A 23138-nucleotide genomic window follows, 5' to 3' on the forward strand; every position below is an offset into this window, starting at 1 on the left:
AAAGAGAGATATCATGAAATATAGTTTTAAAATAAAAACGTTAGGAGTTGCATTAATGGCAGTTTCTATTTTGTCAAGCTGCACTGGTGACTTTGACGAAATAAACAAAGATCCTAATTCATTGACTGAGGATCAGTTAGATGCTACGTTAGCGGGGCCATCATTTGCATCTGCGCTTTATGCGGGTATTCATAACGGATCTTACTCATCACCAGGTGTTGATGATCAGGGAACCTGGGGTATTGCTACGGGTATTTTATCTTCTACTTTTATTCAATATTTAAATTGTGGATATGGTACTGAGAGAAATGCATTCGTAAACGGATACGAAGGCCGTGGATGGACAAGATTTTACACTGTTGCAGTTCCGGCTTTAAATAATGCTATTAAAGCATCTGAAGGAAACGCTGAAGCTTTGGCAGTTCTTAAAATCTGGAAAGTTTTCATGTACAATCAAATGGTTGATGCTTACGGACCAATTCCTTACACTGAGGCAGGAAACGGGAAAGAAAAAGTAGCTTATGACAGCGTAGAGTCTATCTACGAAGACTTTTTTAAATTATTGAATGAAGCAAATGCGACATTAAGTTCTACTTCTGTAACAACTGTGGCTTCGTTTCAGCCAAACGACAGAGTGTATGCAGGAAGTGTAGCAAAATGGAGAGTTTTTGGAAACAGTTTACGACTTCGTTTAGCTTTAAGAATTTCTGATAAAGAACCTGCAAAAGCAAAAACAGAAGCAGAAGCTGCTGTAGCTGCAGGTGTAATGCAGACAAACGATCAAAGTGCTTTTTTCAAAGCGAGCAATATTACTCCAAACAATTTAAATATGATTGTAAACAGCTGGGGTTATACTATGACAGCTTCTATGGAAAGTATTTTGGTTGGATACAACGACCCTCGTTTAGCAAAATGGTTTGCTCCGCTTGACGCTTCAGCTCCGACTCCTGTTTATAGAGGACAGCCAATAGGAGGTTTAGAAGATCAGTTTGGAACAACTAAATTCTCTGCTTTCAACAATGATATTATGGGTAACGGAGCTGCAGGAAACGTAAGCGAATCTAAAAATATCGAAATCTTCATGGCTTCTGAAAACTATTTAAGCAGAGCAGAAGGTGCTTTAAACGGATGGAACATGGGCGGAACAGCTCAAAGTTTGTACGAAACAGGTATTAGATTGTCTTTACAACAATGGGGAATCACTAACGCTGCTGATATCAACAGCTATATTGCAGGTTCAACTTTACCAACTTTACCAAACGTACTTACAGTTTATCCAACTTTAGATTTACAAGATATTCCGGTAAAATTACCTGTTGCATGGTCTTCTACAGAAGCAAATCAGAGAACTCAAATTGCAGTTCAAAAGTATTTGGCAATTTTCCCAGAATCTTGGGAAGCTTGGGCAGATTTACGTAGAAGTGATGCAAAAGTTATTTATCCGCCGTTGAATACAGACAATAATGATCCGGGAGTTGGAAAAAGCTTAATGAAACGTATCATTTATGTTACAAACGAATATTCTTCAAACAAAGACGCTGTTACAGACGGAATCTCAAAACTTGGAGGTCCTGATTCTGGAGGAACTAAACTTTGGTGGGATACAAAATAATTATTTGGTTGAGTAAAGATCCACACAATCTTTACTTAAAAATTCAAAAGGAGAGGAAACTCTCCTTTTGTTTTATATAAAAGTCAGATTATGAATTTAAAAAAATACGGTTCAATTGTTTTATTAGTTTCTGTTTTTCTTGCTTGTAAATCAATTAAAAATGAACCAAAAGCAGTTAATATTACCCAAAATTATATTGCAGCAAATCCGGTTACAGCGGCCAGTCATGCTTCAACATTGGTCGAATTAGAAAATAATACACTTCTGGCAGCTTGGTTTGGCGGAAAATATGAAGGCGCAAAAGATGTCAGTATTTATATTTCATCTTATAAAGAACAAAAATGGTCGGCACCAAAAAAACTGATTGAGCCTCTAGTTAAAGATGGTGATACACTCCCCTGCTGGAATCCGGTTTTGTTTAAAAGTAAAAGCCAAAATTTATATTTATTTTATAAAGTGGGGAAAAATCCGAGAGAATGGTTTGGCGCTATGATTGTTTCAAAAGATGATGGAAAGAGCTGGAGTAACCCAAAATATCTTCCAAAAGGAATTTTAGGTCCAATTCGGAACAAACCCATCGAAACAACTCCCGGAATTATTTTATGCGGAAGCAGTACCGAAAGTGTTGACGATAATAAATGGAGAGTTTTTATAGAAACTTATACTGAAGCGACAGACAGCTGGACAATTACCGATATTAATGACAAGAAGAATTTTGATATTATTCAGCCCACATTTTTAGTTCATTCTGATAAAGAAATCCAGATTTTATCCCGAAGCCGACATAATAAATTGATTTCATCTTGGTCTGAAGATAACGGAAATACATGGCAGAAAACAGACAGTATTAATGTTGTAAATTCAAATTCTGGAGTTGATGCTGTAACTTTATCAAATAAATCTTTTTTACTGGTGAATAATCCGCTTAAGATGGGAAAAGACTGGTTTAACGGAAGAAATGTTTTAGATGTAGAATATTCGAAAGATGGTGTAAATTGGAACAAGTTATTTGATTTAGAAAACCAGCCAGAAGGAGAATTCAGTTATCCGGCCATTATTCAGACTTCAGATAAAAAGATTCATATTTTGTATACTTATAATCGAAAATTTATCAAGCATACAACATTTGATTTGAAATAAATTTTAAAAACAGAATTATGCAAAAACACTGTCTTGCCTTAGACTTAAATAACCACCCGGATTTAATTGCAGAATATATTGATTACCATAAAAACGTTTGGCCTGAAATTCAAAAAAGTATCAAAGATTCTGGAATTATCAATTTAGAGATTTACAATATTGGCGATCGTTTGTTTATGATTATCGAAGCCAATGACGATTTCTCATTTACAGAAAAAGCAAAACAAGATGCCGAAAATCCCAAAGTCCAGGAATGGGAAACGCTAATGTGGAAATTCCAAAAAGCCTTACCGCAAGCCAAATCCGGAGAAAAATGGATTTTAATGAATAAAATTTTTGAACTTAAATAAGTTGGCACACAGATGACACGGATTTGCTTCGCAAAGGCGCGGATGGGCACAGATTTTTTTTATAAAATTCTATAAATAAAAATCCGTTTTAATCAGCGTTTTCACGAAGTGAACCCGTGTCATCTGTGTGCCAATTTTAGATAACTATAATTATGAGATTTTTTAAAAAGATAAACTTTGTTTGCGGTTTGTTACTTTTCAGCTTTATTGCAAATGCTCAAAGAGATAACTTAGCCCAGACATTTTACAAACACGATAAATATCTTTCGTCAGATAAATTAGAAGGTCGTTTCGTTGGAACAAAAGGAAATAACGATGCAGCATCTTACATCAAAAAATATTTTAAAAAATATGGATTAAAGGAATTTAATAAAAATTATTATCAGCCTTTTAAAGTATTTGTAAAAGAAGGAATCAACAAAGCAAAATCAGACAGTGTTTCGACCCAAAATGTTTTAGGATATATTGAAGGATCTGACGAAAAACTTAAAAATGAATTTATCGTTATTGGCGCACATTATGATCATTGGGGCTGGGGCGGAAGTGGTTCCGGAAGCAAAAAGAAAGATACCATTGCAATTCATAACGGTGCAGATGATAATGCCTCTGGAGTTTCGGCTTTGTTATGTATTTTGGAAGAAGTTTCGAAGCTGAAAACCAAACCTAAAAGAAGTATTATTTTTATTTCTTTCAGCGGAGAAGAAGAAGGATTATTGGGTTCGAAATATTTCATAAATCATTTACCGATCAAAAAAGAAGCCGTAAAAGTAATGCTGAATATGGATATGGTAGGAAGATTAAATGCCGAAAAACAAATCTATATGGGAGGTGCAGGGACTTTCCCAAACGGAGTCGACTTAATGAAAAAACAAGGCCAAAACAGCGGACTAAATCCAGTTGTTTTCGCAGGCGATGTTGGCGGATCTGATCATGTTTCTTTTTATAAAGCTTCGATTTCTGCCGTAGGTTTCCACACAGGCGGACATCCGCAATACCACACTCCCGAGGATGATATTGATTTAATTAATTTTGAAGGTGGTGCTTTGGTGAGTAAGTATATTTATAATGCTTTGGTAAGTATTGCTGATTATGAAGAGGAATTGGTTTTTATAAAGCAGGATTAGGAAAATAATCATTGTATATTCAATCTTGACAAACTGTTAGGCGCTTGAAGAAAACAAGAAATTTTATGAGCGTTTGTTAGAATCTGAGAAAGAGAAAAATATTTATTTAGAGAGCTTGTTGAGGGAGGAGTGATATATAAAATAAAAAAGAGCCCAAAGGGCTCTTTTTTATTTTGTTTCAACTTTGGCATAACAATGTTTATGTATGAAATTTAAAAATTCTTGTGCTTTCAAAGCATCAGCTGGTTGGAGTTTGAAAGTTTGATATCTTGCATATCTCGATTTATCATCAAGCCAATTGTATTTAGTACCAATAATAGGACCTAAAGTTTCCATAACTAAATGACTTCTTGCTTCGTGTCTGCCATTCATTTTATACGCTTTACGAACATCTGCAATACATTTACATTCATGTCCATCTATCTCCGTTGGAAGTAAAATATCCTCAACAAAATGAATAACGGAGTAAAATGCAGTCGTAATAGCCCAATCGTAATAGACTTTTTCTTCCAATAATTTATCACTTAAGCTCTTATTCCTGTCGCCATGATCTTTCTTTTTACTCATTAGAAATACCTTCTGAATATTCAAAACCATCTTGACTTAACAGTTGTAGATCTAAACTTTCCCCATCAATAAGTCCCATATCTAATGTACTTTCGAAGGTTTTTTTAAAGGTACATTTAACCTCATGAATTTTTGTATAAGCAAGTTCAATAAATTTATCTTCTAGTAAAATTTCATTCTTAACGGCAAAAATTACTTTAGGATTTTTATGGAATATGTTTATATGAAATGAATCAACTGTATACCCATTGTCGCTTAAAAAGTTAAGAATTGTTTTAGTTAAAATGTAAACATTATTAGCTTTTTCCGTAAATCTTTCAGCGGAAGTCTTCATTATTTTTTCAACAAATTCTTGTCTACCAATGTTTTTTCCGTCGCTCAAACCTTTGTCGTAAGCTTCAGCAACTACATTAACATGATAGTATAAATCACTAACTTTTTCGCTCTTAGCATAACTTTGATGTGATTCTAAATAGCTATTAAACAGATTAAGTCCAGTAGTGCCTTTTTTTGTATGTGTCATAATAATAAATTGATTTTATGTAACTTATAATTAATTACTTCAAATCCAATGTAAATATATTTAAATATACGAATTGTTGTCAAAATAAGTATTTCAAAATACTTATTTGTATCAATTATAAATAATCGATGAAATACATATATTTCTGTTAAAAATGATTTAACTCCTCTCAAAATTTATTTTAGGGGTGTGCAAATGTACAATTAAATAAATGATATAAAACCGTATTTATACCTAATTAACAGTACTTTCATTAGAAGTTTATTTTTTAAGCTTTTTCTTTTTTAGGGATGATTAATTTAAAACTTCAAATATTAATAAAAAAAATTAACAAAAATAACTTATGGAAAGCCTCTGTACAATATTGTTCTATAAGTTAACATATTGAACAAAAAGGAGAATATTTATGTCGTAAAAAATATAAGTAAAAGTATCATAGAGCCAAGTACAATAACGCCAATCATATGATTTAAATCACTGTTACCATTTTTTTTATTGGTATTTCCTTTTGGAGACCATATTTGTGAAAATGAAATAAAATCATTGTCATTAAAAAGATTGCCGTATTTAAATAAATATATCTCGCAAATGCGCCTAAAACTTCGATTATATATCTGCCAGATATTATTTCTAGAAAATCCATTATCTTTTTTTAATTTGAATAATAAAGAAAATTAAATTTTTACAATAAAAAAATGGTTTGAAAAACTTAAGCATAATTCAAACCATTTTTTCTAATTTCTATGTCGAAAAAGTCACCCCTTTTGTTTTAAAGTTACTAAACAAAACTTGTTTAGCTGTACTTATAGTTTCTTCGGTTCTGTAAATACTACACCAGAATTTAATTTGTATTTTAAATTTTCCATCAGAAATAGAATTATAATAAATCTGAGATGGTTTGGTATTATTTACTAAAGGAAGACTTTCAAGAGAACTTAAAATAGTTGCATTTATATCTTCTGGAGTTGCATCGCCGCTAATTTCAATAGCAATGTCTACGAGTTTAAAATTATCGGTATACGTCCAGTTGGTGATGTTTTGAGATAATAAGTTACCATTTGGGATAATAATTTCGGCACCATTTGGAGCATTGATTTTGGTTGTTCTTAATCCCATTGATTTTACTCGTCCAGATTCAGAACTAATATCAATAACATCTCCAATTTGAATTGGTTTATCAAAAATCAAAATAATTCCCGAAACAAAATTGTTGACCACATTTTGAAGCCCAAGTCCAACACCGACACCTAATGCTCCTAAAAGAATACTCAATTTATCTAAAGGCATTCCAGAAGCTGCAACGGCTAAAAGATAACCTACAATTAAAACAATAAGTCTGGTAATTAATAATTTTGAATGTTGTCTTTTGTTGATGTTTTCTTCATTTTCATCTTCAATTTCTCCAAAAAAGTAAGCCACATAATTCTGTAGTAAATGTGCCGCCCAGACAATAATGAAAAACAATACAATATTCCCTAAAGTGAAAGTGATACTTCCAATCGTATTTGGACGGCTTAGTAAATTTCCAAGAGAAGTACGTAACGATTCCCAAATGTTTAAATTAGAAGCGATTACAACCAGCCACATATAGCTGATTATAATTATAAATGGTTTTTTCAGTGTATCAGATACATTCTCGAAATCAAATATTTTTTCGATTCCGCGTTTTATACGTGTGGTGTAAATCTGTAAAAGGATTATTTCCAGAATTATTTTCAAGAGAACACTTAAAGCAACAATCTGCGTCAGCGAAATAAAAGCAGTTAAACTCAACATATTTGAAAGTGAAACTCTTCCGAAAATATTATAAAGAATTGATAATCCATTTAATCCGATAAAAATAATGCTGGCCCATTTAAAGAATCCTTTGATATACAATTGATCTTTTAAACTTTTAATTTGAACTAAACCATATCGTATTCCCAGAATATTTATGATGATAAAAGAACAGCGTTGAAACAATCCAACTTCAATAAAAAGGTCAAGGAAGCAAAGTGCAAAAAATAATCCGAAAAGTAATAGCCAGTTGCGCATTGATTTTCCAGACCAGTCATTCTTAAATAAAATTGTAAGCACACCTAAAGAACCTAACTGAAGCAGTTCTAAAAATAGGGCAGGAGCATATAAATTTGTAACTATAGCAATGTTTAAGCCTATAACAATTACAGGTAAAATAACGCCTCTGTTTAAATATTTAAAATTAAAAAGAGAAAGGTTTTCTGCATGACCGTTAGATTTTAAATATTTCAAATTGCGTGAAATATACCAGGCCAAAAGTCCCATGAAAAAACATAACGTAATTAATCCGCCGGCTTTGTAACTTAAGTAATAAGCGGCAACATTTTCTTCAATTATAACTTTTGCTTTAATGTTGTGCGATACTACTTTTTTTGCTGTAGTATCAGTGCTCCATAATGATGGATATTCTTTTTTAAGAATACTGATTCCAGATTTTTCGAGTTTTGTTTCTACAGTTGTTAAAGCGTTTGAAACAGCTATTTTATGTTCGACAGTCAGCCTTTTTTTGAGATTTAAAACTTCCTGATTTTTCGTCATCAGGCTGTCCGTTTTAAGATATCTTTTTTTAAGATTGGCTAATTCTGTTTTGAATTGTTTTCTGCGAATGGTATCTTTTATGAGTGTAAAAAGAGTTTTATCTTTACGCAGATCAAGAATTTTACTTTTAATTTTTTCAAGATTTGCATTTCGGTGATCTATCGCTTTATTTTGATCGTTTAATTCCTGTTCGATTTCTTTTAAAACAATGCGGTACATTTGCTGATTTCGCACATTTGGGTTTGCACCTTTTAAACTTGCTAATATTAAATCGAGTTTACTTTCTGTTCGTTTAATTTCTCCAAACAAGTGAAAAGTGTTTCCTTCGAATTCGGCATCATTTGCAGCCGATTGCAAAACATCGCCGGCTTTTTCGATAGACATTAAGTAGTCACTGTCTGTTGCGGTTTCTTCAAATAATTTTGATTTGTTTTCTGTTTTTGAAGCTGCAGTCTGTGAATAAGAAAATGATACGAAAAAAAGTATCATTAGTAAGGCGGATAAATAAGAATTTCTTTTTGAATTCATAATTAATTTGGTGATTTAAGGTGTCCAAATTTAATTGTTTTTTAGGAAGGATGGCTTTATGTAATAGATAAAATTCATAAAATGAAGTACATTCATTATGAATAATAAAAATGTCCCTGAGCAGTTTTGATACTCAAGGACATTTATTTAAAATGAATGATTTACAGTTCTAAAAGGGAAATGATATACCATTCCCCGAATTATACAATTTATTAACGTCATTTTGATTTAATACCCTGTTTTTCCAAATACCAAGTTCTTCAACATATCCAACATGTCTTAAAGTTGATGCTAAAGTCCAGTTAGCAGCACCGATTCTGGTTATACTGTTACCTATATTCATCCCTAAATATTGACCAATACTTGTATCGTTTATTGTTTGACTTATTGAATTAATGTATATTTTAGTTCCTGAAACTATTTTTGAACCATTATCAGTAACTACGATATGGTACCAATTATTTAAAGCAATAATTCCATTTGAGGTTATTGCACTTTGATAAACTGCATTTGATCCACCTGAAAATTTAGTTAATGTTGCAGCTCCATAAGGGGTTAAATGTATTTGCCATTCAACATCTGTGGAATTATTTCTTTTATTTATAATCCAGTTGCCCGTTGTTGAAAAATTAGATGTATAAAACCAGAAAGAAATAGAAAACGGAATATCCGCTCCGTTTCCTGCTGTAAAACTCAAGTTTGCTGTATTTGGAATATCAACATAAGCTACATTTGATAGAGGAAAATTTATTGCACTTCCTATTTTTCCTGTAACATAGTTTGTATTTGTCGCTGTTCCACTTGGAGATAGACCAGTAGATTCAGCAACATTTTCATTAAATTTATAATATGCGACTAAGTTATTTAACAATTTATATTTTTTTCCAAAAATAGTATTCTGTAATAAGCTTCCCATAACTTATACTCCTAATAATAAAATACTATTTGTACTACCTCTTTTTGTGAAAGTAAAAATTTGTTTTTCAGCTGTTACAGAAGGAGTTCCAAATAACCAGGTATGAGGTGTTGTAATTGCCCAGGTTACACTTACTCCGGGCAGCGTAATACCGTTAAAAATGAAACTTGCTGGCAAAGAAACAGGAACTGTAATTGTACAACTTGTTGTGAAAAGGATTGTTTTTCCATGCCATGACGAAGGAATAGTTTGACTTGTAGCTATTTCAACCTGATTAGCAATATCTTGTTTGTTTGATAAATCGATATTTCCGCTTCCTACAAGGGATTCTCCGTTGATCGTTTTAAGATTATTAGTCGTGACAACAGTTCCATCGCTAAACTCTAATTCGCCAAATCCATTAGTTATTAAAGTTTTGTTTGGCTCATTTATTTCTAAATCGGCTACCTTAATTCTGTTATATTTTTTTGTGATCATTTTTTGTTTTTATTTATTGTGATTAGATAAGTTTTTTGAAATTTTTATGAAGGATGATATTTAAATAAATTGCATATCATTTATATTCCACCATCTGTTATTGTCCAATTGTTTGGCGTTCCTGTTAAGATTGCTTTTCCAACAGTAGATGCTGATGTTCTTTTTATTGTTCCAAATTCTAAAGCAAGATTTGGTTTTACAGTTGGTAAGGTACTCCATCCGTTATAAATTGCATCTAAGTTTAAAGATGAAAAATTTGATGGATTTTTACCATTCATAAAACCTGTGAATACAGTTACATTGCCAATATTCCAGGATCCTATATTTTGATTAAATGCTAATGCATTAAGGAACATTTGAGACATATTTGTTACTGATGAAACATTCCAATTGGTCAAAGGTTGATTAAATACTTTTGTACCTGAAAACATTTGAAACATACTTGTTACTGCCGAGACATCCCAATTGTTTAAAGGTTGGTTAAATGAATTATTGTTAGTAAACATTTGAGTCATTACAATAGGCTGTGAATTTTTTAATATCCAATTGTTAATTGTATCATTGCCACCGTTATTAAATGCATGTGTCGTAAAGGTTGAAAACATCAAAGAAAAATTAGTTACATTAATAACATTCCATGTTCCTATGTTTTGATTGAATGAAATTGCATTTTGAAACATATTATTCATGGCCGTTGCTGAACTCGTATTCCAGTTTCCAATGGACGAGCTTCCACCGTTATTGAAAGCAGAAGCCAATTGAAACATGTTAGCGAAATTAATTACACTACTAACGTTCCACGCCCCAATATTTTGATTGAATGGTGTATTTTGGAACATTCCACCAATATTTGTAACAGAGTCGAGGTTCCATAAATTTATTCCAGGATTTCCGCCATTATTAAAATTACTGTTTCGAAACATTACAGATGCATTAGTTACTTTTGACATATTAAAATTACTTATGTCTTGATTAAATGGTGTCTCAGCAAACATTCCTGAAGTAATAGTGACATTTGAAGTATTCCAAAGATTAAGCGGTTTATTAAAAGATGTCCCATTAAGAAAATTTAGCAAAGTAGTTACTGCCTGAACATTCCAATTGTTTATAGGCTGATTAAATGCAGTGGCATTTGCAAATGTTTGCGACATTAATACTGATCCACTGTTTTTAATGGTCCAATTGTTTATGTCAGCACTATTGCCGTTATTAAATACAGCAGCTAAATAGAAAGTTCCACTAAAATCAACAACGTTAGAAACGTTCCATGCTCCAATATTATCATTAAATAATGAACATCCATAAAAAGTCATATTTAATGAGTAAATGTTTGAAGTATCCCATTTGTTAATATTATTAATAGTTGTTAGTGATGTACAATTTCTAAAACTATTACTAAGAGATGTAGTTTGTGATAAATCCAGAACATCTCTAACATTATTTAATGTAAGATTAGCGCATCCAAAGAAATTACCATTTCCCAGTTTAAATTTTCCCCAGTTTGTAATAGAGATTAACTTTAATACATCTGTATTCGCTCCTGAAAAAAACCATCCGGTACAAATTCCTGATATTTTAATTGTATAGTCGCCAGCAGAAAAGTACGTATGAGTGACTTGTGGTTGATTCCAAGTAGTTATATTATTTGTAGTTCCGTCTCCCCAATCTACTGTAAAATTATAGACTCCTTGCGACCCTAAAGGCAGCTTTATCTGATTTGAAGTACTTGAACCTGTAGAAGTATTTGAAGTTCGCCAAGTAGAAATGAAAGAATTTTTAGTTCTTCCAAAAATTGTATTTTGTAATAAAGATCCCATGATGAAATAAAAAGTATAAAATGTTTTAGTACTGGTTCTTGTGTAAAAAGTAAATTTGCTTTTTCAATTGTAATAGAAAAGTTTTCTCTGAATAATTGTATTATAAGTGTATGTTGCATTTATTACTGTTATCGCATCATTTTGTCTCTTATTATGATTTAATAAGATGATGGGAATTTATATCTTGCGTCATACGTAAGGCTTACATTTTAGTAAGCAGTTAGTAAACAATTTTACGATCTCCAGTTGCCGTTTTGTATTCACATCCTACAGGAAGACCTGCGGCAATAGCTGTAGAATTATCTGCATAAGTTGGCATGTTTAACCAGATCATATAACCATTCTCATCAATATAAGCCCTTGAAGTTTCAATTTGCATATTAGTCCCAGATGTGGTTTTTTGTCCAGTAATGAATTCAATTCTACTTTTTCCATTACCTTTTGCAGTTCCTGCTTTAAACTTTAAAGTTCCACCGTCTAAATTTGAAGCCCCTAAGCCAGAATTTGCTAACATATAAATATCACCATTTCTTGTCATTGCATATACATTTCCATTTGGAGCAGAACCAAGCGCAGTCCAATCTCTACTTATTTGTCCAGTAGCGACAAAAGGTCCGATTCCATTTGTTTGCATATAGATATCTCCATTTTGTACAGCAACATAGATATTGTTATTGGATGAAACAGTAATAGCAGTATAGTTTCTTTTATTGACTCCTAATGGAATAAAATTCCCCATACCATTGAGCTGAATATAAATGTCATCCAACGACTGTACGATAGCATACATATTATTTGTTGGTGAACCGGCTAATCCACTCCAAGCCCTAGAGGTTTGATTCAATGGTAAAAAATTACCAGTACCGTTAGTTTGCATATAAACATCTCCATTAACAACAGCAGCATAAACATTATTATTAGGTAAACTTCCCATAGCAAACCAATTTTTATTGCCTTGGTTTAGAGATGTAAATGGCCCTGTTCCATTAGTTTGCATATAAATATCACCTTCAAATCTTGCGTCGTACACATTATTATATAAAGAAGTTAACGAGGAGTATCTTTTAGAAGCAGCTCCTAAGCCAGTAGATGAAAAGGGTCCAAGTCCATCAGTTTGTTTATAAATATCACCTCCATACCTTGAAGCATAAACACTATTATTTTGAAGCCCTGTTATTGAGAAAGCATTATTTCCTATATTTTGTGTTATTGTGTTAAAATTTGGATTGTCATTATAATTGATAGTACGGCCAGCAGTTATAATTAGATCACGACCTTTTGTAGATGAATCTGATTGTTCAATACCAATCTCTCTATTAATTTGCTTTCCTAAAGTTATATCTTTACTGGGAGTACTAATCGTACCAATCCCAAAAAAAGTTCCATCATCAAATAATCTGCTGGAAATTAGTGTTATTGGATTTAGTGATTTTGCTATAAAATTTGTTACACCGGTAAACAAGGATTGTTTAGAGTTCCAGTTTGTTTTTTCTGTATCAGTTACAAACCTATTGTTAGTATCTTGAGAAATTATGCTCGGTGGATGATTAGCCGGATGTATATAATTAGAAATACTTGCAAGTCGGGTAATTTCAGTATCTGAAACAAGACTTTTACCTGTAATTTTATCAACTTTATTATCTATCAAATCTTTCAAAACTTTACCTTGCCTGGCATCTAATGATTTACCATCCTGAACATAATCTAACGCATTGTAACTATCAGTTTTAATATTATTGACATCGCTAAATTCTAATTCACCACTAGAATTTGTTGTTAAGATTTTGTCACGTTCATTTTTTTCTAAATCAGCTACTTTTATTCTGTTATAATTTGTATCCACTTTTATGATTGATTGAATTAATTTTTATTATTTCTTTAGAATCCAGCTTAAAAAATTTGAACCCAAATTGATTAAAGCTGGATTTGTTTGATATTTCCGTTGCCAAAATTTGATTTAAATCACAGAGATTTAAAAAAGTAAATTATTTTTAGACTCTATAAATCCAATTTTAATTTATGGATTTGGATTTTCTCCCTCTTTATAATTATGAGTTAAAATTCCATTTGCGAAATAGGTATGAAATGGATTTAATGTTAAAGGGAAAATTCTTCTTTTCTCTAAATTAATTCTAACTGATGTAACCGGAATGATTTCATTATTGATAGTGTAAAGATTATCTCCAACCTGAATATCTCCAAGAGAGATAAATCTCCACAAACCATCACGTTGAATAAGTTGTAAGTGAGTTGGAGTAGCCTCTAACAATCCGTCGTTTACAATTATTGTTTTATAAGCATCTTTCTGCGTTAATTTAGTAATTGGCGATGTTATTCTTCTTTCCAACAAGGAAACAGAAGACCATTTATACAACTCATTAGCATTATTGGTATCAATTAATGTTTCAATTTCGGCAGAAAGAAGCAGTTGTTCCAGATGCAATTCCTCAATAGCTTTTTTAGAACCATCTGGAAGCGTAATCAATGTGCCTTCAACGAAACAGCTTCCGCCGCTGCCACCTGGTCCTCCTGTAGAATTATCGCCTGTAGTTTGAGAAGTTATATTACTTGGGGTTGATAAACCAGTTGCGCTTCTTGTTGCAACCTTATAATAATAAGTAGTATTGGCTGCTAATGAGGTATCTGAAAATGATTTTAGATCTGGAATATTTATAGATCTGTATGGTAACCAATCACCATTTAAATCAAGAGTTCTATATAATTGATATCCTGTAATTCTTACATCATCATGTGGGACAATCCATGATAAATTTATAGTCATTCCGTCACTTGAAAGAGTGCTGGAAATAACCGGGATATTAAGTATACACGTCCCTAAATTATTGGCATAAACTTGTGCATTTTCTTCCAGCCAGGCAATGGCTTGATTATTTGCGTCAGTAATACTAATCTCAGATACGAACTGATTAACATAAGCGGTAAGGGTGACTTCTGTACCGGCTTCACCTGCTGAACAATTATTTTTTGTTACAGTTTTAGTTTGTTCTGTATTATAATATCGTACATCTTGAGGACAGCTTGTTGTGTCAAAAATTGGTGCAATATAATCCGGATCTGTTACCACATTTGGTTTTGTATCTCCCGTAGAAGAACCATCGTCTTTATAGTATCTTTCTAATAAAGTAAAAGATTTATATCCTGTATTTGCCATATTTTAATAAGTTATTACGACTTTTGCTGTTGAAGAGTCTACATTATATGTTATATATCCAATGTTTGTAACTTCATTTACATCGTTTACCCACTTAGGTGGATAAGGAATCTTTTTCGAAAAATTCAACTGTTGTATTTGAGAGCCGTCTATGTTAATAAAATCAAATCCTAGTTTTTCCATAGTTCCTCCTGAAAAAGTCGTTATCTCAATATCTATATTTCCACTCCCAAATTGACCAAACCAAGCAGCAGCCATTGTAACCGGAATCGATTTTAAAGAAATATTATCAGATGACAATTTGTCGAAATTAATTAAGCAGGCCTCAACGCCGTTGTTTTCTTGATTGTCTCCAGCATACATAATATAAGATTGGGAGATATTGCTGTAGTTTGGTAACTCAGTTCCTTGGCCATGACCATATCCCATATATTTATTATCCCAAGGAGTTCCTGTGTTAACAAATCCGGTAAAAGTGTCAAGATCTTTCCCTGCACCTAAAGCCCATTTGTATCTTATAACCATGTAGTCGAAAGGCTGTAAGGTTGTTGGTGGTTCAATTACGCACGAAGGATTCACACCACGCCAAGCTGTTTCTCTAATACTGCAAATCCCTTCATTGTTTGCATAAGCCTGTACATTCGCTCTAAGCCATGATTCAGCTTGTTCATTTGCATCTGCTATACTTTCAGTAGATACAAATTTATTTGCACCAGCAGTTAAAGTCATAAGATTTCCAGCTGTTTCTTTCGAACAATCATTCTTTTTAACCGCTAATGTTTTTTCTGTATTATAAAAAACCACCTCACCTTCTATAGGAGTGTAATTATCTAAATAATTAAAAGGTTTATATGTTGTATTTTCTTCCATACATTATGTTTTAATAAATAATAATGTTGTCTTTTGTTTTCTAAAAACCATTAGAAAGTCATTGAACAATTGTTTTTATTATGATGGTTGTGTAGGCCAGACAATAGATGTTAAGTCATCGAGATTGGTTAAATCCCTTAATGCCTGTCTGTAATTTTTCCATTCTGTTTTTTTCTGTTTTGAAAGAGGAGAATCACCTAGTTGAGTCCAGTCACTATCAGTTAACAATGTATCTCTGGTTGTTCTTAGATTTTCTAAAATAGTATCCTCGTTCTGTACGAAAGCAGAAAAGGTATGTTTTCCATCAATTACCTTGTAATTTTTAGATAACGCTTGCTGCCATTCTTCTGTAGTTAATTCAATATTTGGCTGTGGAATATTTTCATGAATCCCTTCAACATAAAAGCCTGTGTATTCTCCATCTTCGTTGTATGTTCCTTTATACATAATTTTTTTATTTTAAATTTTAGATTAGCGTCCAATTGCAAACATGTAACCATAGTTACCGTCAATAATCGCCTGATATGATGTTTTTGAAAGATTAGCGACATGATTAAAACCTTTATTCCCAGAAGAATCTCTAATAGTAGATAAGACCACACTAAAAGCTCCCACTGGCCAGGCAAGAGGAAAACTGTAGCTTACACTGCCCGATGTTAAATAAGCCCATTGTAATATTAACCCGTTACTAAGTTTTTGATAACCGCTTGTTGTTAACATATCAAAACCAGAATGTCCTGCATCATAATCAGAAGCTGTAGAGGTAGAAACCGAGCCATCTGCCATAAGATATTCGTTAGAAGCACCGCCAGTTTTAATGAAACTTTTACTTTGCGTATCTCCGGTAAAAGTTTTATTTCCATCAATAGTTTGATTTGTTTTTAAATCAACATATTTTGATTTTAATTGTTGATCATTCAATGATATTGAACTTGCAAACCAATAATCTACTTCAATATTACGGTTGCTTATTATTTCAGAAAACGTAATGACATTGGTGCCGTCAACAATTGAATAATCTTTATCTTCTCTAAGTAACTGCCCATTTTTGTAAATTTTCACACTGTATTTTAGAGGTTTGTTTTGCAGCGTAATAGTATCACTGCTAAAAACATCGGCACTAAAATTTTCTTTAAACGGAATGGAAGATTTCCCATAAATGGAGTCAGAATCTTCCAATATTGGATTCATGTTCTGATACCAATAATTTATTTCGATATTTCTGCCGATAATTCCCTCAGGGAAAGTAATTTTTGCAGTATCATAGTCTAATACATAATCTTCATCTTCCGCTAATAATTGTCCGTTTTTGAATACTTTAACGCTGTTTTCAATAGGTGTGTATTCTAATTCGATTAATGAGCCGGTATAATCATCTCGATACTCTTTTAAAGGGAAGTAACAGTTACCGGAAATAATTCCTGAATTTTGAAAAACTGATCTTAAAAGTGCGGGAGTAATATAATGTTCGTTAGATGTACCAGTTTCAACCATTTGAAAATCGGCTTTGTCATCTTGCCTGTGAACGAAATTGTCAAAAATTTCGACGAAATCAGCATGTGACGGAATATCTCCATTATTGAATTTGCTGTGAAAGTCATTTCTGCTTGTTGCCATGTTATTTAATTTTATTTCTTGCTTTAAATGTTTGTTGAATAAAACCTGATTTAAATACCAATGAGGTTAGTCATTGGTATTTCTTGGTTTAAAGAGTTAGAATTTTTTCTTCGCTGCTGAACATACCTGATGAGTTTTCAGAAATTACTTTGAAGTGATGGTAAATTCTTTCACCATCTTCATTTTTAATTACTAATTGATCTGTTCCCAGTTTAGTTTCCTGCAGAGGTAAATTCACAATAATTTCATTAGATGCTTTCTCGTGAATTTTCTCCCAGTTGCCTTGATTATTCATTTTATACAAATGATATTTACCATTATGAACTGTTTTTTCCCAGCTAAAAATTACGGGTTTAAAGATTTCTCCGTTTGCTCCGGTTTCGATTCCCGAAGCTTCTAATACTGGAGATTCTGGCGAAACATTATCTGCAATTATAGTAGCCGTAATTTTTGATGGCTGCGAAGGAGCATAATCAATATTAACGATTGGGTTTAATTCAGTCGAACTAGAATCTTCATATTCGATTTCTCTTGAAACTGTAACTCGGTAGAAAAGACCATCTCCAAACGGAACAGATTCCAAATCTTCAAATTCGTCATAAACCGTCCAGACATTATCAAATTCATTAGACAAAGTTTCTTCATCAATTAAAATTTCTTTAACCGGAGTCATTGTTCTTATCGATTGTGCTTCCTGCATTGATTTAGCACGGTAGATATTAATTTTCTTAATGTTGGATGTTGGTAGATAAGCATTTAATTCAAACTGAATAGCAGGTTTAATTCCTAAAACCTGATTTTCAAGAACTGGCATAATTCTCTTGATTTCCGGCATTTTAGGCGGAGTTGAAGAAACCAATTTTACAGGCCCTAAAAGATCACTAAATTGGCTAAAATTCATTTTAATGTCCATTTCACGAACAGCGTAGAAATAAATGCTCTGCGAATTTCCATCAAGATTAAAATCTGTAAACTGTGTAATATTATCAGTTTCGTTTACGATTTTCATCATTGGAGCAATATCAAAATCTGTGTCAGTTGGTTTTAAGGCATGACCATTTTTATCTTTAATAGTTTGCTTTTTATTAGTTGGAGTATATTCTGCTCCTTTAATGTGTTCATAAATAACTGGCACTTCCGTTAAGGGAACAAAAGCGGATTGAATAGCTTCTTCAATAAAATGGACAGCCAAAACAGGATTTTCAACTCCTTTAGAGATTATAACTTGATTTAATGCTGATATCGATGTGATTTCTACTTCATCGTCTATTGTTCCAGGTAGTGTTTCATTATGCCATTTAATAAAATCGTTAATTAGATTTTTTAATTCTTCATTATCCGGTAATGGGAAAGCAAAGCCTTCAGGACTATTTTGCGGAAAGGTTTTATAGTGACCATCTGTTTCAAGTTCATTAAAATTTAAAAAGTTTTTCCATCTGTCTCTAAAATTAACTTCATCGTTTCCGCCAAGTTTTTGTAGTTCTTCACGAATCGTTTTTATAGTTTCTCTTTCATACAGAACATTTAAGAAGCTTTCTTCATTGGCTCTGTAATGCAATGCGCCATAAGGTTTACGGTCTTTTTTATATCTTGTTGTAAAAGTGAAAGTCGAACGATTGTAAAAATCAGGTCTTGTAGCATAATAACTCTTGCATTCTACCTCTTCTGGTTTTTCTGGTTTTTCAATTTTAACAGCATACATCGGACTAGGAATACTAATCTTTGATTTGTATTTGAAAGTTGGTCTTACTGCACGTGTGCTGATTCCGAAAATAGAGTAATGCGTACTTTCATTTGCTCTTGGCTGAATATTTTGTTCATTAATTCCAGAAGCAGCGTCAGCATATAAATAAACTCTATAACTTGGATAATAATTTACATCTTGATTTCCAACAATGATTTCATCATAATCAGGATGTATTGTCTGATCTATGAAATTACCCAATTTAAAGTCAGTATCATTTATAGTTAAAACTAAATCTCCAGTTAAATCTTCTTTTTCAACACGAACAACTTTAAATTCTTTTCGTGATTCTACGTGAATTGTACTTCCAGCTTTTACAGAACTTTTTCTAAACAAACGGACAATACCATTAAACCATTCTACTGAGTTTTCGTTTCCAGCTTTATATTGAGGATGTTGAGGTAAATTAAAACCAGGAAAAGTGATTTTGTATAATCCCAAGTGCTTCTTATCATCTTCTGCTAATGGAATAACATCCTCGTTTACATCTAATTTATATGACCCATCTGCATTCATTTCATAAGATTTTTCTAAAACCCTCTCAATTACTGCAGGTTTAAAGATTCCTCTTGTTTTTTCCAGTTGTAAATCTTTTGTATTTTCACTTTTTGGCTGAATAACTTCACGATGAATCTCATTAAGATAAGCTGGATATTCAACTTTAAAATCAATTCCCGGTTTATGCCAGTTACAAGATGACTGCATATTCTGTACAAGAGTACACAATCTGTTTTCAGGCATCTGAATTGATTTAATTTGATCAGAATCTATTGTGGCATCTCCATCTGCGTGAACACTATCACTGACTTCTTTTTTCAAGATTTCAATTAGTGCGTAATCAAAGAGCACATCAGTACCTACTGTTTTGGTAATAACTTCAATATTTTTAACAACATAATTTTGATCTCCAATAGTCAGTATTCCTCCATCATATCTTTCTTTGTTGTCTTCTGTTAATGAAATTTTTATTTCCTGACCACTGCTTAAGACTTTGTATTCTTTAATTTTAACAATTGAAGTCAAATTATCTGTGCCATTATCAATAATGTCATCAATAGCACCATATTCAACTTCTGGTAGTCCATCTTTGTAATACAGTTTAAAATGATCTGCAAATATTTCTTCACTATCAGGATAAATGCTGTTTTTGTCATTTTTTGCTGTTTCAGCAGACATATCTGCAGGAAGCGTATAATTTGTCAATTCCTGAGCTGAGTAATAATCAAACAATATTCTAACCAATGTTTTGTCAGTTGCTGTAATTTTGCTTAGACGTTCTTGTTCAGAAGCTGAAGTAAACATTAACGGACTTTCGTCTGTAATTAAAAGCGAGTTGATGTTACTTGGCGGCATTAAATTGTTTGCCGGTTTAATATCTGATTTAATATTTATTTGTCTTCCGGTTGTTGCTCTGGAGAAAATATTAATACCATATCCCTGATAGATATAATTTTTTTCGCCTACTTCTTTCTGACGGATATTTATAATCGATTTTCCAGATTCAGGAATAATAATAGGAACAGACTCATAATTCGATTCTTCAAGATTTTTATTAACATTCTTGTATTCTAAATCATGTGATAATTCCGGTTTAACCCAATTGTCATCCAACTCTTCAACTTTATAATCAACTCCTACGTAAACAGGAAATGTAAAAGTGCTTCCGTCATATTCTTCAGGAGATTTAAAGAAATCTTTATCATCTTTACTAACGTCATAATCCATGACATCATCCATAAATAAACTTACATATCTTTTCTTTCCATCAAAACTGTACCCTTCCGGATCTGTAATGTTTGCAGTCTGACTTTCATCAGAATCCATATTTAATCCCGGAACAATTTTATTTAACTGGACAGGAAGAGACTGACGTTCTGTATTTAATGATGTTGGAATACTCATAGAAAGATGCTGTCTTTCTTTTGCTCCAGCACCATCCAAATCACCCAAAGTGGTATATTCTGTTAGATAAACAAATTCTCCAGATAAAACTTCGTCATCCATATCAATACATCCCAAGCCTAACATACGTGCAATATGATAATCATTTGCTGCAATGTTTAAGAGTTCCAGATAAGATATCCTCGTGAATTTATCTTCATCTAACTTTTCTTCTTCTGTTAGAGGTCTTCCCGCATCAAGATCGCCAAAATTGATTATTTCAGATGCAGTTGGATTATCAGCTTTTTTACTTAATTCAAGATATTGATTAAGAATTTGTTTAATGTTTTTATCACTTTCATCAGTTGGAATTGTCAACCTATTCCATTTATCTTTATAATTAGCAATATTTACATAGTCGTCTTCATTATACTTTAACCATTTTCCATGAACGGCATTTAGCTTTGGTTCTAATTGTTCAAAAACTTTAGTATCGTCATCACTTAGTGCATATTTTCCTTTTAAAGTCCAGTCTCCCGTTGTATTTGTCTGCGTGATAAAATCTGAGTAAAACTCAAAACTTATTGAATGTAAAAGACATTTATCAGCTTTCAATCGGATACTTTTTCCGTTTTCAGAGACCAAACGAATATTGTCTATTTTAGATGAAGAATACGTTTTACGATTTGAAACTTTTTTTTCTGCAATAAAATTATTTTCGGCAACAGATAGCGTTTCTAATCTTACTCTGCTTGAAGTGTTTACAGATAAAAAGTTTAATTCGGCAGCAAAAAACAATTCAGACTTATTTTCAATTTCGATCAAATTATTTCCATAAGCCTGAATAAAATCAGCAGGATTAACCAGCGGATCTATAGCAAGTTTAACCGATTTATATTTTGTTATGTTATGAAAAGTAACATAAATTGATCTCGTTGAATTGGCAGGTTTATAAATCCATAATGCTTTTTGATTATCAACAACGTTTGGTTTTTGACTTAAATCTAAAACATGAGTTTTTTTGATGTAAGGAGCTCTGTAAACTTTTACGAAGTCATCTGGTTTATTAAAATTAGATGCCTCATCAGTGTATAAATCTCCTTTAGGAAGATGATTTTTTCCTAATATGCCAGCAAGTATCCAGCGAAGGTGAATTCCCTTTGTACTGTCAACTCCTCGTGAGCCAGCTGCTGCAATTTGCAAATAAGTAGACTGCAGGTTTGTTTTTGACGGATCAATATTAATTACAGCAGATCCTTTACCAACATTAAAGTTAATGCTGAATCCGGCATTGTTTTTAACGTTGTCCAGAAAAATTGGAGCCGAAGAATTTCCAAGAGTTAATGGTTTTCCTTCAATTAGAATCGCAGCATCAACCTGAGCCGATCCGGGAATTGTAACAGCATTTTGAAGCCTGAAAATCAAACCATTTAAACTGCTTTTTTGATGAATTCTTGTTCCTGCACTTAATGTAAGCGAAACACGGCTTTTGTTTCTAAGAGTTAAACTTCCGGCTGCTTCCTTTACTTTTTTTCCTTTCTTTAAAACAGGATAAGTAATTTTATTTTCAATAATACTTACATTCGAAATACAGCCCGTTTGAGCATTATTTAAATCAGTAATAAGTTGATTTAATTCTGTCTCTAAAGTGCTGAAATCAGTAACCCTAAGATAATCTGAATCTAAAGCAGTAAGTTTATCTGATTTTAATTTTGGCGTTCTGCCCAAAAACGTATTTAATGGAGTTGTTAACTCATTTTCGCTTCCAATTTCACTTGTAACACCATAAACAAAAATCTGTGATTTTAAGTTTAACTCTGTGAATATGTCTTTTAAGAATTGAGAATTGTTTACCTGAACACCATCTGTTACAACAAAAACAATATCAGGAGTAACAGCCAGATTCCTGACTTCATTTAAACCAGAAGCCCAATAATCAGACTGAACAGTAACTCTGCCTTGACCAAATAAAGTGATCCAGTCTAAAAAATCCTGTTTGTTATCGGCAATTTTTTTCTGGATAACATTATCGGGTCTAACAGCAGTATCGCTGTTAGACATTCCGATTAATGAAAGTGTGATGTTGCTTTGGGAGTGAGAATTGATAAATGAAGTCAGCCCGCCTCTAATTTGCTGTGCTTCATTGGAGCTAATCGAACCCGATTCGTCAACAACGATTGCTATATATTTTTCGCAGCCAGAGAGTTGGCTTTCCTGAAGATTTATAGAACTCATTTTTTTCTT

Annotated in this window: 16 protein-coding genes; 4 read left to right on the forward strand and 12 right to left on the reverse strand. The window is 32.4% G+C overall.

The window, feature by feature from the left end; genetic code table 11:
- Positions 1-13: 13 nt before the first annotated feature.
- From NLJ00_RS11105 to NLJ00_RS11120, 4 genes are all read left to right on the forward strand, one after another.
- Positions 14-1612, forward strand: coding sequence for a SusD/RagB family nutrient-binding outer membrane lipoprotein (locus NLJ00_RS11105; RefSeq protein ID WP_180859472.1), 1599 nt, complete (start codon positions 14-16; stop codon positions 1610-1612).
- A 90-nt stretch (positions 1613-1702) separates the two neighbouring features.
- On the forward strand, positions 1703-2752 hold the full coding sequence (locus NLJ00_RS11110) for a sialidase family protein (protein WP_256637217.1): 1050 nt from the start codon (positions 1703-1705) through the stop codon (positions 2750-2752).
- Between the two features lie 17 nt (positions 2753-2769).
- A complete protein-coding gene (locus NLJ00_RS11115; protein ID WP_180859468.1) occupies positions 2770-3102 on the forward strand; it encodes an L-rhamnose mutarotase in 333 nt (110 codons plus the stop codon).
- 152 nt (positions 3103-3254) lie between these two features.
- Complete coding sequence (locus tag NLJ00_RS11120; RefSeq protein WP_256637218.1) at positions 3255-4226, forward strand: M20/M25/M40 family metallo-hydrolase; 972 nt, start codon at positions 3255-3257, stop codon at positions 4224-4226.
- Positions 4227-4394: 168 nt separating this feature from the next.
- On the opposite strand, the gene NLJ00_RS11130 is transcribed toward NLJ00_RS11120, so the two are convergent.
- From NLJ00_RS11130 to NLJ00_RS11185, 12 genes are all read right to left on the reverse strand, one after another.
- Entirely contained in the window at positions 4395-4793 is a 399-nt protein-coding gene (locus tag NLJ00_RS11130; RefSeq protein WP_256637219.1) for a hypothetical protein, read from the reverse strand.
- Positions 4786-5316 carry a hypothetical protein gene (locus NLJ00_RS11135; protein WP_256637220.1) on the reverse strand — a complete coding sequence of 177 codons (531 nt, stop codon included), beginning with the start codon at positions 5314-5316 and terminating at the stop codon, positions 4786-4788. The genes NLJ00_RS11130 and NLJ00_RS11135 overlap by 8 nt, the downstream gene beginning before the upstream one ends.
- A gap of 741 nt (positions 5317-6057) precedes the next feature.
- Entirely contained in the window at positions 6058-8361 is a 2304-nt protein-coding gene (locus NLJ00_RS11140) for a mechanosensitive ion channel family protein (RefSeq protein ID WP_256637221.1), read from the reverse strand.
- A 208-nt stretch (positions 8362-8569) separates the two neighbouring features.
- Positions 8570-9316 (reverse strand): LamG domain-containing protein, encoded by a 747-nt coding sequence (locus tag NLJ00_RS11145; protein ID WP_256637222.1) that lies wholly within the window; start codon positions 9314-9316, stop codon positions 8570-8572.
- A 3-nt stretch (positions 9317-9319) separates the two neighbouring features.
- Positions 9320-9793 carry a hypothetical protein gene (locus tag NLJ00_RS11150; RefSeq protein ID WP_256637223.1) on the reverse strand — a complete coding sequence of 158 codons (474 nt, stop codon included), beginning with the start codon at positions 9791-9793 and terminating at the stop codon, positions 9320-9322.
- 80 nt (positions 9794-9873) lie between these two features.
- Complete coding sequence (locus NLJ00_RS11155) at positions 9874-11610, reverse strand: BspA family leucine-rich repeat surface protein (RefSeq protein ID WP_180859459.1); 1737 nt, start codon at positions 11608-11610, stop codon at positions 9874-9876.
- Positions 11611-11830: 220 nt separating this feature from the next.
- Positions 11831-13453 carry a beta propeller repeat protein gene (locus NLJ00_RS11160; RefSeq protein ID WP_256637224.1) on the reverse strand — a complete coding sequence of 541 codons (1623 nt, stop codon included), beginning with the start codon at positions 13451-13453 and terminating at the stop codon, positions 11831-11833.
- Positions 13454-13627: 174 nt separating this feature from the next.
- Positions 13628-14782 carry a DUF5977 domain-containing protein gene (locus NLJ00_RS11165; RefSeq protein WP_180859457.1) on the reverse strand — a complete coding sequence of 385 codons (1155 nt, stop codon included), beginning with the start codon at positions 14780-14782 and terminating at the stop codon, positions 13628-13630.
- A 3-nt stretch (positions 14783-14785) separates the two neighbouring features.
- Entirely contained in the window at positions 14786-15652 is an 867-nt protein-coding gene (locus tag NLJ00_RS11170; protein WP_256637225.1) for a DUF5977 domain-containing protein, read from the reverse strand.
- 78 nt (positions 15653-15730) lie between these two features.
- A complete protein-coding gene (locus NLJ00_RS11175; RefSeq protein ID WP_256637226.1) occupies positions 15731-16099 on the reverse strand; it encodes a tail fiber assembly protein in 369 nt (122 codons plus the stop codon).
- Positions 16100-16123: 24 nt separating this feature from the next.
- Entirely contained in the window at positions 16124-17269 is a 1146-nt protein-coding gene (locus NLJ00_RS11180; RefSeq protein WP_256637227.1) for a gp53-like domain-containing protein, read from the reverse strand.
- A gap of 88 nt (positions 17270-17357) precedes the next feature.
- Positions 17358-23129: a vWA domain-containing protein gene (locus NLJ00_RS11185; protein WP_256637228.1), complete on the reverse strand. Its 5772-nt coding sequence runs from the start codon at positions 23127-23129 to the stop codon at positions 17358-17360.
- Positions 23130-23138 lie beyond the last annotated feature (9 nt).

Origin of the sequence: Flavobacterium panici (assembly GCF_024499525.1) — a bacterium.
GTDB classification, from domain to species: Bacteria; Bacteroidota; Bacteroidia; order Flavobacteriales; family Flavobacteriaceae; genus Flavobacterium; species Flavobacterium panici.

What these genes read in the sequence shown, in the direction of transcription:
- NLJ00_RS11175 (WP_256637226.1), bottom strand. Translation starts at nt 16,099, where the DNA reads ATGTATAAAGGAACATACAACGAAGATGGAGAATACACAGGCTTTTAT.
- NLJ00_RS11185 (WP_256637228.1), bottom strand. Translation starts at nt 23,129, where the DNA reads ATGAGTTCTATAAATCTTCAGGAAAGCCAACTCTCTGGCTGCGAAAAA.
- NLJ00_RS11140 (WP_256637221.1), bottom strand. Translation starts at nt 8,361, where the DNA reads ATGATACTTTTTTTCGTATCATTTTCTTATTCACAGACTGCAGCTTCA.
- NLJ00_RS11155 (WP_180859459.1), bottom strand. Translation starts at nt 11,610, where the DNA reads ATGGGATCTTTATTACAAAATACAATTTTTGGAAGAACTAAAAATTCT.
- NLJ00_RS11105 (WP_180859472.1), top strand. Translation starts at nt 14, where the DNA reads ATGAAATATAGTTTTAAAATAAAAACGTTAGGAGTTGCATTAATGGCA.
- NLJ00_RS11170 (WP_256637225.1), bottom strand. Translation starts at nt 15,652, where the DNA reads ATGGAAGAAAATACAACATATAAACCTTTTAATTATTTAGATAATTAC.
- NLJ00_RS11165 (WP_180859457.1), bottom strand. Translation starts at nt 14,782, where the DNA reads ATGGCAAATACAGGATATAAATCTTTTACTTTATTAGAAAGATACTAT.
- NLJ00_RS11180 (WP_256637227.1), bottom strand. Translation starts at nt 17,269, where the DNA reads ATGGCAACAAGCAGAAATGACTTTCACAGCAAATTCAATAATGGAGAT.
- NLJ00_RS11135 (WP_256637220.1), bottom strand. Translation starts at nt 5,316, where the DNA reads ATGACACATACAAAAAAAGGCACTACTGGACTTAATCTGTTTAATAGC.
- NLJ00_RS11115 (WP_180859468.1), top strand. Translation starts at nt 2,770, where the DNA reads ATGCAAAAACACTGTCTTGCCTTAGACTTAAATAACCACCCGGATTTA.
- NLJ00_RS11130 (WP_256637219.1), bottom strand. Translation starts at nt 4,793, where the DNA reads ATGAGTAAAAAGAAAGATCATGGCGACAGGAATAAGAGCTTAAGTGAT.
- NLJ00_RS11150 (WP_256637223.1), bottom strand. Translation starts at nt 9,793, where the DNA reads ATGATCACAAAAAAATATAACAGAATTAAGGTAGCCGATTTAGAAATA.
- NLJ00_RS11110 (WP_256637217.1), top strand. Translation starts at nt 1,703, where the DNA reads ATGAATTTAAAAAAATACGGTTCAATTGTTTTATTAGTTTCTGTTTTT.
- NLJ00_RS11120 (WP_256637218.1), top strand. Translation starts at nt 3,255, where the DNA reads ATGAGATTTTTTAAAAAGATAAACTTTGTTTGCGGTTTGTTACTTTTC.
- NLJ00_RS11145 (WP_256637222.1), bottom strand. Translation starts at nt 9,316, where the DNA reads ATGGGAAGCTTATTACAGAATACTATTTTTGGAAAAAAATATAAATTG.